Annotated in this window: 5 protein-coding genes; all 5 read left to right on the top strand. The window is 57.3% G+C overall.

Going from position 1 to position 15158, the window contains the following annotated elements; all coding sequences use genetic code 11:
* Window positions 1-162 precede the first annotated feature (162 nt).
* Entirely contained in the window at window positions 163-516 is a 354-nt protein-coding gene (locus tag PG722_RS06475; RefSeq protein ID WP_118360898.1) for a response regulator transcription factor, read from the top strand.
* A complete protein-coding gene (locus tag PG722_RS06470; protein ID WP_270580005.1) occupies window positions 513-911 on the top strand; it encodes a hypothetical protein in 399 nt (132 codons plus the stop codon). The genes PG722_RS06475 and PG722_RS06470 overlap by 4 nt, the downstream gene beginning before the upstream one ends.
* A complete protein-coding gene (locus PG722_RS06465) occupies window positions 908-10252 on the top strand; it encodes an InlB B-repeat-containing protein (RefSeq protein ID WP_270580004.1) in 9345 nt (3114 codons plus the stop codon). Before PG722_RS06470 ends, PG722_RS06465 begins: the two co-directional genes overlap by 4 nt.
* A gap of 238 nt (window positions 10253-10490) precedes the next feature.
* Window positions 10491-11192, top strand: coding sequence for a LytTR family transcriptional regulator DNA-binding domain-containing protein (locus PG722_RS06460; protein ID WP_270580003.1), 702 nt, complete (start codon window positions 10491-10493; stop codon window positions 11190-11192).
* A 46-nt stretch (window positions 11193-11238) separates the two neighbouring features.
* Window positions 11239-14955 (top strand): fibronectin type III domain-containing protein, encoded by a 3717-nt coding sequence (locus PG722_RS06455; RefSeq protein ID WP_270580002.1) that lies wholly within the window; start codon window positions 11239-11241, stop codon window positions 14953-14955.
* Window positions 14956-15158 lie beyond the last annotated feature (203 nt).

Here is a 15158-nt window from a genome sequence, read left to right as displayed (position 1 = left end):
TAAAAGCAGCCGTTCGGTAAAACCGCTTGCCGCGGGCTTGACAGCGTAGTTTACTATAATCAGCCAGACTCGATACGGAGTCCGGCTTTTTATGGCAATCCCGCATAATTGAACAAGAGCGATTTGTGAGTAAATTTTGCGTACTGATGAGGAGGAGAACACATGCATCTGGCACTGCTGGCACGATATCTGGACGGTGACTTGTGGGAGGCGCGGCTGTGCGCTGCTGTTCCCGAAGAGCCTTTGCCGGTTGATGAATTCAACGCGCTTTCCGCGCTCTCCGGCTGCACCGCCGCCTACGATGCGGCAGTTGTGGCACTGGATGGTCCGGACGGTCTGACAGCGGTACGCGAGCTGCGGCAGCGGGCGCCGCTGCTGCCTATCCTCTGGATTGCAGATGAGATGGAATACGCGGTGTTCGCATTCCGATATCGCGTGACGGCATTCCTGCTGCGCGATGCTTCAACCGCGGCACTGCGCAGCGCGATCAACACCATGAGGAGGGAATCTGCATGAATATTGCCTGCTGCGGCATCGACCGCGAGCAATTCCACGCAGCAGAACAGGCGTGTGGCTGTCCGGTGCTGTATTTTGCCGATGCACCCGACCGGCGCGGCGACGTTCGGCTTGCCTATGCCCTGCGGGACGGCGTACCGATCCGGCTGGCGGTAGTCGGTTATCAAGGCGCGGCGGGACTGACCGCGTGCGATTTTCTGTGCAGCCATCTGCCCAGAGAGCGCATACTGTGGCTGTGCTGCCGACCCGAGTTTTCCACAGAGGCACGACGACTCGGCGTACACTTCTATCCCGTGGGACCGCCCGATACCGTCCCACCCAATCAAATTACACAGGAGCTCATCCGCCTGCTGCGGCAGCAGCCGGAATACAATAAAGGAGGCATAACAGAATGAAATACAAAAGAGGGATCAGCTTGACATTGACAGCGGCGCTGCTGCTGTCAATGCTGCCGCAGATCGTACTGCCAAAGGCAGCGGCAGCCAATATACCGGAGCGCGAGATCGACAGCAGCACCTATGCGGCGCTCGGTCTGTCGCTCAATGCCGAGGACAAAGGCGCGTCTCTGACAGCGCCGTACAGCAAGAAGCACGTTTCGCAGGCGTTCACCGCCAGCGAGGTCTATGTTGCGGCGAGCGGTTCGCAGGCGAACCGCTACCTCATCCGGGACGGCTTCGACCGCATGGAGACCAACAACCGCGATTCCGCTGTCTATGACGGTAACAACAAGAGCAATGTGCAGGGCAATCTGGACGGCGCGTATATCCGCTACGGCGTCAGCAGCTACGGTCTGCCCTCTGACAAGGGCAGCACCTATGCCAGCAAGCTCAGCTCGAACAGCAGAAACCTGACCGATTACAACAATAACGACTTTTCCGGCATTTATGCCACCAGCACCGCGTTCAACAAGGGCGACGGCAAGGATAATTACGTTGCCGAGCTTCGTGCTTACGGTCGCGGCGAAAAAACCACCATCGGCAGCAAAAAGTACGACGGTAAATTCGAACTCGCACTGTTTAAGGTAAACGATAACGGCAAGCGCTCCTCTGCCGGTACGCTCTCCCCGACCGTCACCAAGAACATGACCTACGGCGACGGCATGGCGTACTTCACCCGCCGTTATGTGCAGGAAATGGACGCCATCATGGACGTTGCCGCGGCAGATGTGAACGGCGACGGCAAGGACGAGCTGTTCGTCTACGCCGGGCGCTGGAAAGACGAAAACGGCACGCGCTACGCCTATGTGGACGTATTCGACACCGCTTCCATGGAACGCACCGGTCAGCTGAAGATCAACGCCGGAACAGCCTCCGCGTACCAGCAGGCAACGCAGTGGCAGTGGCAGATCGAGAAAATCCCGGTCGTGACGCTTGCCGGCGGCGACCTCGACCGCGACGGCAAGGAGGAAATTGCCGTTACCGCGTCCGCACCGACCGACAACAGCAATGTGGCCTCGGCGGCGCACCTGACCGTATTCACCGAGGAATCCGGCACGCTCACGCCGGTCAGCGGTCTGGATACCGTATCGCTTGCCGATGGCGAGCAGGCGATGGTATCCGCAAACTGCGCGTTCGGCACGTTCTCCCTGCCGGATACCGGCATCACCGGTACGGTGCTCATCGCAGCGGGTTATCAGAGCAATAACGCCTCTTCCGCGCACGACTCCGGCGCGTATACGACCGCTGCGTACCGCTTTGCCTACTACGATCCGCAGTCGAAAAAGTTTAAGCTGTCCGAGTACCGCACACAGGCACTCGGTGACAGCGGCAAGAAAATCGCGCAAAGCTACATTGATGACCCGGATGAGGACTATTACCGTCCGGTCCATGCGCCTATCGCGCTCGGCTGCGCGGATATGGAGGGCATCGGTGCAAACAACAGCAACGATGAGGTACTGCTCGGCGGAGAAATCTACGATTTTGACACTACCGGCGGTATCACGACCCAGCTTTCGTCCGTCAGCGTATGCACCTCGCAGGTCAACATCAACGGCAAGAACAAGGCCAAGGAACAGGTCTGGATCAGCGATGTGCAGGCGGGCGTAGTGGATAGTAACCCATCCGGCCAAAGTGAGGTAAAGCAGGACAACAAATGGCGCGAATCCTTCGTTTATGTTGCCGGCGTACACCGCAAGGAGCCGGTCAACGGCAGCGATGATTACTACTGGATGGACCTCGGGGCGGCGTATCTGACCGGCGCAAAGAGCGGCGCATCAGACAGCACCAAAAACCACATATTCTACAGCACGCAGGAGGGCGTTATCGCGGAATCCAGCCGCCGCAACGACAATACGGGCACGTTCGTCAGTCTGGCACTGCCGGATTTCGGCAACGACTCGATCACCATGCGCTACGTTGCCGACTATACGGTATACACCAACCCGGAGGTATACGCCGTGCTTCAGGCCTCCCCGTACTTTGCCGACCTCAACGAAACGTATGACTACATCGGCAACGGCGGCACCGCCTACGGCACAAGCAAATCCACCGGCGACACCAAAACCGCAAGCGTTTCGCAGGCACTCGGCGTATATCACTCGCTCGAGATACAGGCGCTCGCCGGCGGCGAATACGAGGTTGAGCTGTCCGCCAGCTACAGCTATGACTACGCAGAATCGACCGAAATCGAGCACTCCGTCACCTACAACGCACAGGCAGGCGGCGGCGATATGGCCGTTGTGTACACCATACCGTATCAGTACTATATTTATGAGATGTACGACCCGGACAGTAAGCAGTGGAGCACTACCATCCTGCCCGCAGCGCTCGATCCGACCGTTGCGGTGCTCGATGTGGAAAGCTATGACGAGATCGCCGCGGAAACCAAGGGGCTGGAGCCGATTTCCGGCAACCTGCTTTACTCCACGCCCGGCGAACCGGAAACCTACGCCAATCAACCCGCCGGTACGCGCGAGTTTATCTTTGGCGGTGCCTATGCGCACACGGGCGCAAGCAGCACCACTGCCGATACCACGCAGGAGATCACCAAGACGACCGGCAAAGAACACAGCCACGCTTTTAATCTGGAGCTGAACTACAAGGTTGGCGGCGGCAGCGCACTGCTCGGCAATAAGGGCTATGTCGGCGTGACCGGCAGCACCGGCGCAGGCGGCGGCTGGAGCAAGTCCAGCGCGGACGGCACGGCGTTCTCCGGCACGGTCGATTCCCTGCCTGCTGAGGCAACGCAGTACGGCTTCGAATGGAAGCTGATCGTCAACAACGCACAGCTTGACGGAACGCCGGTCTGGATCGTTGGTTATGAGGTCAAAAACGTCACGCAGCCACCCAGAATGCCCCAGAATCTGACCGTTACCGAGGTCAGCACCAGCACGGTGGATTTGGAATGGGAATCCAGCGGCGGCGCGGCATATTACGAGATCAGCATGATCGACCAGCATGGCGAATACAACAAAATCGCAACAGTCCCCTATACGGTAACACAGTATCAGGTGACCGACCTCGATGCCAACACCGATTACCGGTTCAGCGTACGCGCGGTCAGTCCAACCAAGGGCAGCAGTATCGACAGCCCAATCGCCTACGCTACTACGCTGAACGGTACGGCGAATTTTGAGATCACCACCCACCCGGAGGACGCCTCGACCGCCGCAGGTAAAACTGCGACCTTCACCGCCGCCGCGACCTTCACCGATGACAGCGGCGCCAAGCCGGTCAGCTATCAGTGGCAGGTGAAAACGACCGACAGCAAGGCGCAGTGGCGCGAACTGAAAAACAGCACCGGTGTTTCCGGCGCGAACGGTCCGGCGCTCACCATCACCGCTGCAGAGGAGATGAACGGCTATGCATACCGCTGCCGCGTGTATGTGAAAAACCGTTCGCTGTACACCAAATCCGCAGCACTGGACGTTTCTCGCGTGCCGACCCGCATTCAAATCACACCGAAGGACGACACCGTTTGGCTGTCCGGCGGCACGCTGACGACCAGTGCGGGAACCACTGTCACCGGTCAGAAGGCGGTAACGCTGACGAGCGGTGATAAGACCTATTCCCTGCTCTCTGGCGGCAACCAATTTTTCTGGTTTGACGGTGCGGCGTATTACGCCTATAAAGGTCCCGCGCCGACGCTGACCGGCGGTCTGGTCGGCACGACGCAGACGTTTGACACAAGCAATATCGACAGCACCGCTCTGGACGTTGCGCAGACCTCGCCGCAGGCGGTCATCACCGTAACCGATAACGACGGCAAGACCGATACCCGAACGATTGCGCTCAGCGATTCGACAGATGATGATACGACGCAGATTACCTACAACGGCGAGTCGTACACTGTTCAGCACAAATGGAGCGGCACCATAGGCAGTGATTCCTATTCGTTCTACGAAGCGAAAAACACCGAGGATACCGTTTATCTGTGCACAAAGAGCGGCGAAGCGACCTATTCCGCGTTTGCATTACAGTATGCAGCAACCCTTGTCAACGGAATCAACACCAACAACCTGACGCCGGTTTATCAGGCCACCCAAACCGCCGGCACGAACACGAAAACCGAAAATATCACCGGTAAGCAATATCCGCTGACCGCCTCGGTATGGGAAAACGGCAGCAAGCCGACCGGCATGACCGGCACCGTCACCTTTATCATTTCCGGTGCGGGCATTGAAGGACAAACCATTACGGTAGACCTTGATACCAACCAAGCCAACGCTTCCAAGCCCGATTTCCAGCCGCGCGGTGAGGGCGCGGCAACCATCACCGCCATGTACTCCGGCGATGACGTCTACGCACCGAGCACCGCGTCCGTGAATGTCTATTTCGTGCTGAACAAGCAAAACCGCTCGGTGCTGTCGCTGACCGCATCCGCGAACGTCACCTACGGCGAGAGAGCAAATCTCGCCGCAACGCTGACCAGTCAAAATGGCACTTCGCAGAATGTCACAGCGACCTATAAGGTGGAAAAGCTGGTAAGCGGCAAGTACGTTTCGGCAGTATCCGACACAGACTATACCCTCGAAAACGGCGTATTTACGCCCAAACTGGTGACGAACTACCGCATTACCGCAACCTATCAGAATCTTACCGATTCCAAGGTTATTATCGTAAGCAAGGGCACGCTCACGCTGTCCGCTGCCGACACGAGCAAGGCGCTGAACGACACCCGCACGCCTGCCGCCGCAAAGGTTTCCGGTCTGGCGGCATGGGATACGGTATCGCTTGCGGCAGGCACGGACTACACGCTGACCTCCGAAGGCACCACCGCAGCCCTTCCGGGTAAATACCCCATCTATATCGCGCTAAAGGATTCGCAGAAGATTCAATCCTTGCAGGAGAAGTACAATATCCTGCTGAAAAACGCGGTTTACACGCTTTCCGGCAAAAGCTATGTGGTTTCCGCAACAGGTGATACCAACGGCACGGTTTCCATCTCCTATCAGGCGGATGCCGCGAGCGCAGTGCTTCCGGTTTCCAGCGGCAGCCGACTGCCCGCAGGCAGTAAGGTGACCTTCACCGCCGCACCCAAGGCAGGCTACACCGTCAGCCGATGGAAGGTTGGCACGGATTACGTTGCAGACAGCGGCAGCACATATTACAACAATATCAGCTATACTATTAACAATTTGAGCGAAAACGTAGATGTTTCCGTGAATTTCACCGCCGGTACGAGCACGCTGACGTACAAAGCCGACAGCACCGCCATCGGCAGCGTGACCGCGAATTACCTGACGGACGGTGCACTCGGCAGTGCGTTCGTCTCGGGCGGAAACGTCAATTACAGTCAGACCATCCGCGTGTCGGCGCAGCCCAAGGACGGCTATGCGGTCGATCGCTGGGAGGTCAACGGCGAAACGCTCAAAACTGCAGACGGCACGCACAATTACACCGGCAGCACTTATACATTCGATAAATTCACCGAGAATGTGACAGTAACCGTATATTTTGTCGAAAACAGCCATCCGGTTGTGACCATTAAGCCGGTGGACAATGACGGCAAGCCGCTGACCGGCGCAAAAGTCTCGGTCGGCGGCACCGAGCTGACCGGCACAGACGGCGTATTCACCTATACGGCACACACCGGTGAAAATCCGGTCATCACCGTAACGCCGCCGGACGGTCTGCTGGTGGATTCGTGGACGGCAACACCCGCCACGGAGGGCACGCTCAGCACCGATAACCGCGTCATGGCGCTGCATGATCTGCGCCAAAACACCACCTTCGTTGTAAAATGCACCGCACTCAACCGCTATACCGTAGCCTTTCAGGGCAAGATGGCGGACGGCTCCGCAATCACCGATGTGGCAGGTACGGTATCGGCGGTCAAGCTGGGCGCAGGTGCGCTGACGAGCGGCGAAAGCCAGCTTCAAGGCTCGACCATTCAGTTCACCGCCCAGGCGAACACCGGCTATGAGATTGCCGGCTGGAAGCTGAACGGCAACGCCGTTACGCCGACTGCAAGCGGTACCTATCAAATCCCCTCGCTGAACGGCAACGCTGCTCTGGTCGTAACCTTCCGTCAGCAGCCGAAAATCACGCTTTCGGCAGGTAAAAACGGCACGCTGACCTGCGACTCGCATACCGGCAGCAGCTTCTATCTGCCCTGCGGCAGCAAGAACGCGCTGACCTTCACCGCGCAGCCGGAGAGCGGCTATCGCGTTGCAGGCTGGACGGTAAACGACAATGATGTTTCCGGTTCGGCGGTTATAAACTCGGATAACCAGACGTACACCTATACACCGAACGCCGACGGAATCACCGAGGATGTGACTGTTTCCGTTGCGTTTGAGAAAATCCCGACCGCGAAAATTGCCTTCTCGGTTGTGGATACCACACCGGAGGACGACAATTCCGGCGAAAACGGCACACTTTCCGCTGTAGCGACCCGCCACGGCACGAATACCGCGCTCCGGAGCGGCGATGAAGTTCTCAGCGGCTCGGAGGTTACGTTCACCGCACAGCCCAATCAGGGCTACAAGGTGCAGCGATGGTATCTGGACGGCACCGAGCAGGCAGGCGCGCCGACGCTCAACATCACGGATAGCGATACCGCGCACGAGGTCAAGGTACAGTTCACCGAGATCAGCAGTGCTGTTACCTTCGGCATTGCCGAAGACAGCGACACCGGTCATGGTGCAAGCCTGTCCGCCGCCTTCCTGCGTGCCGGCATGAGTCAACCCGATGCCATTGCCAGCGGCAACAACGTCACCGCCGAGGGCAAGCTGACCGTAACGGTCGAAAATCTGCATGACGGCTACAAAATCGCAGGCTGGACGCTGAACGGCGCCGTTTACGCGCAAAACGGCAAGCCGTATACCGGCAGCAGCCTCGCTTGTGACGTTTCGGCAACACAAGGCGCGGATATCCGCGTAAAGCTTGAGCGCAAATCCTACGAAGTGACCTTCTCGGCGCAGACCGGCGGCGGCATTACGAATGATAAATCGCTGACGAGCGGCAGCACCGTCAAGGGTGATACGGAAATCAAGTTCACCGCATCCGCACCGGCAAGCGGCTACACTTTCATCGGCTGGAAGGTAAACAGCACGATGCACAAAACCGATGCAACGACCTACACCCTGACCGTCACCGAGGACACCGAAATCATTGCGTACTACGAAATCGCGGACGCGGAATACACCGTAACCTACGGCGTGATCCCGACCAGCGGCGCGGATAACGGCACGCTGACGGTTTCCGGTCCGGACGCAGACGGCAAGGCAAAATCCGGCACGCGCGTTGCGTTTACGGCAGTACCCGATACGGGATATATAGTCGAAAACTGGTACGCAGACGCAGCAGGCATCACTGCCATCGGTACGGCGGAAAGCACAACCTATGTCATCGACCCGCTGACCGGCAACACCTCGGTTTACGTCCGCTTTGTGCCGATTCCGACACACACCGTCACCGTCAATATCAGCGGCAGTGGCACGGTTTCCGCCAAGGTAAACGGTGCAGACGTTGCTATTACCTGCGGCATGCTGACCGTTCCGCACCATGCGGCGGTTGTTCTCACCGCACAGCCGAGCAGCGGCGCATATCTGACCGGCTGGACGCTGGACGGCACAGCAGAAGGCAACGCGCTGACACTCAATCTGAACAACGTGACGAAGGACCACACCATTGACGCAGCATTCGGCGTCAGCCAGATGGTGACGCTTACGACCGTCTGCGGTGACGGCGGCAAGCTGACCGTTAAACGCGCGGATGGCACGACCATTGACGCCTCCGGCGGCATTCAGGTACCCAAGGGCGCTCCGCTGACGCTGACCGCCGCACCGGATTCCGGTAAGATGGTTCAGGCGTGGACGGTAAACGGCACGGCAGCAGATGAGCTCTCCAACACTTTCACGCTCACTCCGATCGAAAACAGCAAGGTGCAGGTGGATTTTGAAAATGTAACGCTGTTTGATCTGCCTGCCGACAACGCAAAGTATACCTTCCTCACAAGTTCCAGAACACCCAATGATTACGGCACGGAACGTCAGATTCGCAAAGGCGGCACGATCGAATTTGCAATGCTCCCCGCAGAGGGATATCTGATCCGCAATCTGGATTTCCAGGGCGGTACGGTAACGCGCTGCGCATTGCAGACAGACGGCAGTTGGAGCATCCGCATGGAAAAGGTTGTCAGCACTATCACATTTAAGGCCGACATCTATTCGATGGTTCCTCTGACCATTACCGCACCGCAAAACGGCACACTGACGGTCAAGCTGGGCGACACCGTTCTGACAGACGGCGCAAAGCTGGCGACAGGCGATATACTCACCATTGCCGCAGATCCGGCAACCGGCTACACGCTCGATAAGCTGACCGTTTCCGGCGCGACCAAGCAGCCGGGCGGCACTTACAAGGTCGATGCGGCAGCGGTTTCCGTCAGCGCAAGCTTTAAGAGCACCGGCGGTACCTCCGGCGGCGGCGGTGCAGGTGGCGGCGGCGGTACCGCTCCGGCGGAGGACAAACGCATTATCGTGGAAAACAGCAAAAACGGCGCTGTATCTCCGTCCGACTCGAACGCCAAGCCCGATACCAAGGTAACGCTTACGATCAAGCCGAACAGCGGCAAGCGGCTTTCCGGTCTGACCGTGACCGATGAGAAGGGCAACACCCTTCCCCTCACCCGCAAGGACGCCGCGCACTACGAATTTACCATGCCGGCTGGCAAGGTGACCGTCAAACCGGTATTTACCGACAGCAGCACCTCCTGTCCTGGCGGTATCATCTGCCCGACCCACGAGATGAGCGACGTTCCGCTGGACGCATGGTACCACGACGTCGTAGATACCGCAGTGGACTGCGGCTGGATGAACGGTACCGGAAACAGTCAGTTCACGCCGCAGGGCACGACCACCCGCGGCATGCTGGCAACCGTACTGTACCGCATGGCAGGCAGTCCCAAGGCGCCGAAGAGCACCTTCGCCGATGTGGAATCCTCCATGTACTACGCGGATGCGGTTGCATGGGCCGCCGAAAACGGCATTGTGACCGGTCTGGATGCAACGACCTATGCGCCCGCGCACAGCATTACCCGCGAGCAGCTTGCCGCAATGCTGTACCGCATGGCGCAGCACAACGGACAGGCTTCCGCCGGCAGTGCAGACGTGCTGAACGACTTTGCCGACCGAAACGCCGTACACGACTGGGCAAAGGATGCAATGTGCTGGGCAATCGAAAACGGCCTTATAACCGGCAAGGGAAATGCCGTCCTTGACCCGACCGGCACCGCTACCCGCGCAGAAGTTGCTGCTATGCTGACGAGGTTTCACAATCTGGCAGGCAAGTAACGCTTTTCTGCGGCATCACTATAACAAAAGCGGAGCGCACAGCCATATTTTCGGCTGTGCGCTCTGTTTTTTTCTGTTTATCCCTGCCACCCGCGGATTTTCCCCTTCCCTCTCATGCTTTGGGATGATTTACAAGTTCCACAAGAACGGTGTACTAAGAATGGTGTTGTCGGACAGCAGTTCTCTGCCGGCTCTTATATGTCGAATAAGCATTAATATTATGCGAAAAGCAATATTTATGCTTGAAACCTCCGACGGTAAGGTCTACAAGAGTTTGATCACGCTGGAACGACTGGAAAGCACACTGGGCGACTCGTTCCTCAAGGTGCACCGCAGCCGGCTGGTATCGGTGATGGCGATACACGACATTACGGACAAAGTAAACCTCAACAACGGCGAACGGCTCGGCTATGTTGCCCGCCGCAAAAAGGAGCTGACCGCCGCACTGGCCGAAAAGCGTGCTCGGCTGATCGGCACGTTGGACAGCGAAACGCCGCCTATGCCCGATGATGAGCTGCACGCACAGTATCGCTGCTTCGATGCGCTGCCGATTGCATTCACCGATATCGAAATGGTACTCTATGAGGACAAAAACGCTGTTGACTGGATTTTTCGATATGCCAATCCCGCGCTTGCGCGGCTGGAAAAGGTGCCGCTGCATGAGCTGCTCGGACGCTCGTTCCGCAGCGTGTTTCCCAACATGGACAGCAAGTGGCTAAAAAGCTACGAGCGTGCTGCGCTCTACGGTGAAACGCTCGAGCTGATCGACCACAGTCCGGAGATCGACACCTATCTGAAAATCATCTGCTTTCCGACACAGCCGGGACACTGCGGCTGTTTGCTGTTCTACATTGCAGAGATGAAATTCGCGGAGGACAGCGGTGACGCGCACAACGCCAAGCTGCGGTATTTCGCCAGAATGCTGGCAAAACTGCTCTGATTGCTGCATTCGCAGTCGGAAATAGACCCCGAGAAGGAGGAAAAACATGAGAAAACGAAAATCGGCATGGGGAGCTCCCCATGCCCCAACAGAGACCCGTTGGGGCAAAAGAGGCATTGCTCTGTTTTTGAGTGCAGCAATGTGCCTCAGTATGCTGCCGACGATGGCACTGGCGGACAACAATACCGCCGCGACAACGGATGAATACGGATTTGATCTGTCTACGCCGAGCAGCTTTCATGCAAACGACGGCAATCAGCCGTTTGGCAACGGCGCGGGCATCAAGGGAAACCTGAACCCCACCAAGGAGATCAGTATCATGGAGTCGCGCGGCGACAGCTACAGCAGCCGCGTTTACGATTTTGATGAATCGAGCATTCTGAAAGGCTCGAGCGGCGGCGTGTTCAGCGCGAGCGACCATTACGCCGGTCTGGACGGCACGAAGTTTTCCACCGCGTCGGCCATGAGCAACACGATCAATAAAGGCGAGGGATCGCCTTATCGCTATGTCAGCGCTGCGGCATTTGACCGAACCGGCAGCGGTCGAGACGATATAGTTGCGTATTGGGGTTCGTCACGCGAAGCCGGAACTCTTGATTATCATATGAAGCTGTATCAGTTCTCGAAGAATAAAGGCGGATTTAGTTCCGGCAATATGGTATATAACAAGAGTAATCTGCAAGCAACGGATTACAGCTGGATGAGCAAGCTCAACGGCTATACCGCAGAGGGTTATACCGCTATCACCGCAGGTGACTTTGACGGCACCGGTAAGGAAACGCTGGTATTTTATGATCCGGCAAAGGGCAATTTGCAGCTCCGCGAAAACAGCAATGACACCGTTCTTAACATCGGCAATGACTCGACCCTGAAGAACTATTTCGGCAAAACGCTGAATGACATTCAGACGCAGGGCGGAACCGATCTGGATAAAATCGCAGACAACACCGCTATGGTGCAGCTTGAAGCGGCAGATTTGGACGGCAAGGCAGACAACAAGGACGAGCTGATCGTCACGGTTTCGCTGGGCAATCTGTATAATGAATCAGGCATTACCGAGCGCGGCTCGGTCGTGATGGTGCTGTCCAAGAATGGCAGCGGAAGCTGGAATACCGTCTGGTCCTATCAGTTCAGCCATGTGATCGCCGGCAACCAGCCGGAAAACAAATGCGATGCAGGCTGGCATCTGCGCGCCGCGGCAAGCCGCGCGGAAGATATCGACCATGACGGCGCGATGGAGATCGTCACCGCCGGTGTCGGCGCGGATGACAACGGCAATGACGATAACTTCCATGACGAAGGCTATTTCGCAGTCATCACCCGGTACACCGGCAACAGCTATAAGGTGGACACGTCGGAGCAGACCCACGATAAGAAAACCGTTTCCTGCCAGAGCGGCTTCTATGTGAAGCAGGACGGTGACAACAACACGAACTGGGTCGGCGAGGACTCCTCGTACCTGCAATGCATGAACCCATGTTCGCTAGGTATCGTGCGGTTTGACGGACGCGGCACCGTGCCGTATATCGTCATCCGCGGTCAGATCTTCAAGTACAATTCCGCAGACAGAACGCTGGACGGTACAAATACAACACATTCCGGTCTGGATTTGGTTCTGAAGGACCGCAAGATCATCAACCAGCCGATCGTCGGCAATTTTGACGGCAACGCGGCAGGTCGTGAGCAGATTCTGTTTACGCTATCGTCCGGAGACGGCAAAGCCGTGAACATCGGCGGCTATTACTACAAGCCGTCGGACTATAAAAGCGACAAGGCTACCGGCGATTATCAGAGCACAGGTAAAGGCCCAAATGTGATGAACGACACCGAAAACGGTCTGCGAAGCTGCCGCTGGGGTATGAACGCATGGAGTATCGCCGAAATCGCGCTGGCGGCGCCGGATATCGACAGCGACGGCATTATTGCAGACTATCAGGGCAAGGAATACGCCTTTAACGATCCGCAGGTGCTTGCCGTTATGGAGGCGCCTCCGTATTTCGAGGATATCGAGTACAACAACGCCGGCGAGACCGCGATCTCGTTCTCCAAGGGCAGCGGCTCCTCCACCGGCACCAGCACCGCGAACCGTATCGGCACCTATGTTTCCTTCTCGCAGGATTTCTCCGTAGGCGGCATCGTCGATCTTGGCGGATTTGAATTTGAAACCGCGTTTGAAGCCGAGTGGAACAACTCCATTGAAATAGAGCAGAGTTTCACTATGACCAACAGCTTCTCCACCGAGCAGGCGGAAAGCGCGGTGGTGCTGATCTGTATTCCGGTCACGATCTATCACTATAACACCACGTCGGCGGACGGCTCCAGGAGCACGATGGATATCACGGTAGCGGACGCGCCGACCTACAAAACAATTCCGCTGTCGGAGTATAACGCGGCGGCGGCGCAGCGCGGCGACCCCGAAATCGGAAGCGATATCATCGCCTCCACGGCGGGTCAGCCTTCTACCTACCGCAGCACGACGACCGGACTCAAGAACGCCGTTACCACCAGCAAGGGCACGAATGGCGGCTGGTTTGCAACCGAGTCTGGCGAAAGCTCCAAGTCCCAGTCGGTAGAGTTTGAAACCTCGCAGACCACCACAAAGGAGCTTACCTTTAATATTGATGCCAAGGGCGGCGGCGGTCTCGGCGGATTTAAGTTCGGTCTGAGCGGCGGCTCGTCCTCCGGCAGCAGCGCGAACAGCATTTCCACCGAGGGCATCGAGCGCAGCGGCACCGTGCACGATCTGCCGTCCGGCACAACGGGCTACAGCTTCCAATGGCAGTTTGTCGGCTGGGAGACCACGCTGACGACCGGTGGACTTTCGTACAATGTTCCGGTGCTGAGCTATCTGGTGGCAAACGTAAAGCAGCCGCCCAGCAAGCCGCAGAATCTGGAAGCCACGGAAGTCACCACCAACAGCGTGACCCTGGAGTGGGAGAGCGGCTTTACCACGGCAGCGCAGTATCAGGTTTACCGCTATATGCCGAACAACACCAGCGGCACGAAGTATGCCCTGCTGGGCACGGTGAGCGGTCTGGCTGCCGACAAGGACGGCAAATACATGCTGACCGATACCAAAGTACAGCCAAGCACGCAGTATCAGTATGTGCTAAAGTCGGTCGGCACGGACGGAACATCCACGGATTATACCGAGCCTCTGGCGGTCACTACACTGGCGACCGGAGACAAGCCAAATATCACGAAACAGCCGGTGAATACAAGTGTTCGCCCCGGTACCGATGCTGTATTTACCATTTCTGCAACCCCGACCGGAGGAGCAGGGAGCGTTACCTATCGCTGGCAGAGCAGAACGGACGGCGGCCGCTGGACCGATTTGAATCGGGACACGCCGACGCTGACCATCGAAAAGCCCGCGAAGAGCATGAGCGGCACGGAATACCGCTGCATCGTCTCTCAGACCGATCTTAGCACGGAAAAATCGTCGGTGGTTTACTCGAATACGGTCAAACTGACGGTCGGCAAGGCGGACAGTGAAACGGAGCTGAAAACCAGCGGCACTGGCGGCAGCGCGACCCACGAAACAGCAGCGGGAGAAACGACGAAAACCGTTACCGCACAGTATAATATCAGTGGTAAGACGTACCAGAAGTATGATAATGCATACACAGGTGATAAGCATATCGAAAGCGGCGTGTACGGCGCTTCTGACAGCACCGGCTATCACTATTACGAGATGACCTGCAAGGACCGAACGCCAACGGCGTATATACCGGTACGTTTTCCGGTACACTTACGGCGCTGACCGCCGCATCGGATCGCGTAACGCTGAATGGAACGGCGTATGAAATCGGCGACAACGGTTTCCGGAGAACACAAAAGGCTGAAACGATCAACGGGACAGAATATAAGGTTTACACCGCAACCGGTGTTGCCGGAACGACAGGAACACCGGAAACGCTGACGCTGTATTGTAAGGATAATACCTATTATCGCAAGAATAGCGAT

This window comes from Butyricicoccus sp. OF27-2pH9A (genome assembly GCF_027693185.1).
Taxonomy (GTDB): domain Bacteria; phylum Bacillota; class Clostridia; order Oscillospirales; family Butyricicoccaceae; genus Agathobaculum; species Agathobaculum butyriciproducens.
Note: the sequence above shows the minus strand (reverse complement) of the source record. Positions and strands in the feature narration are given on the sequence as shown.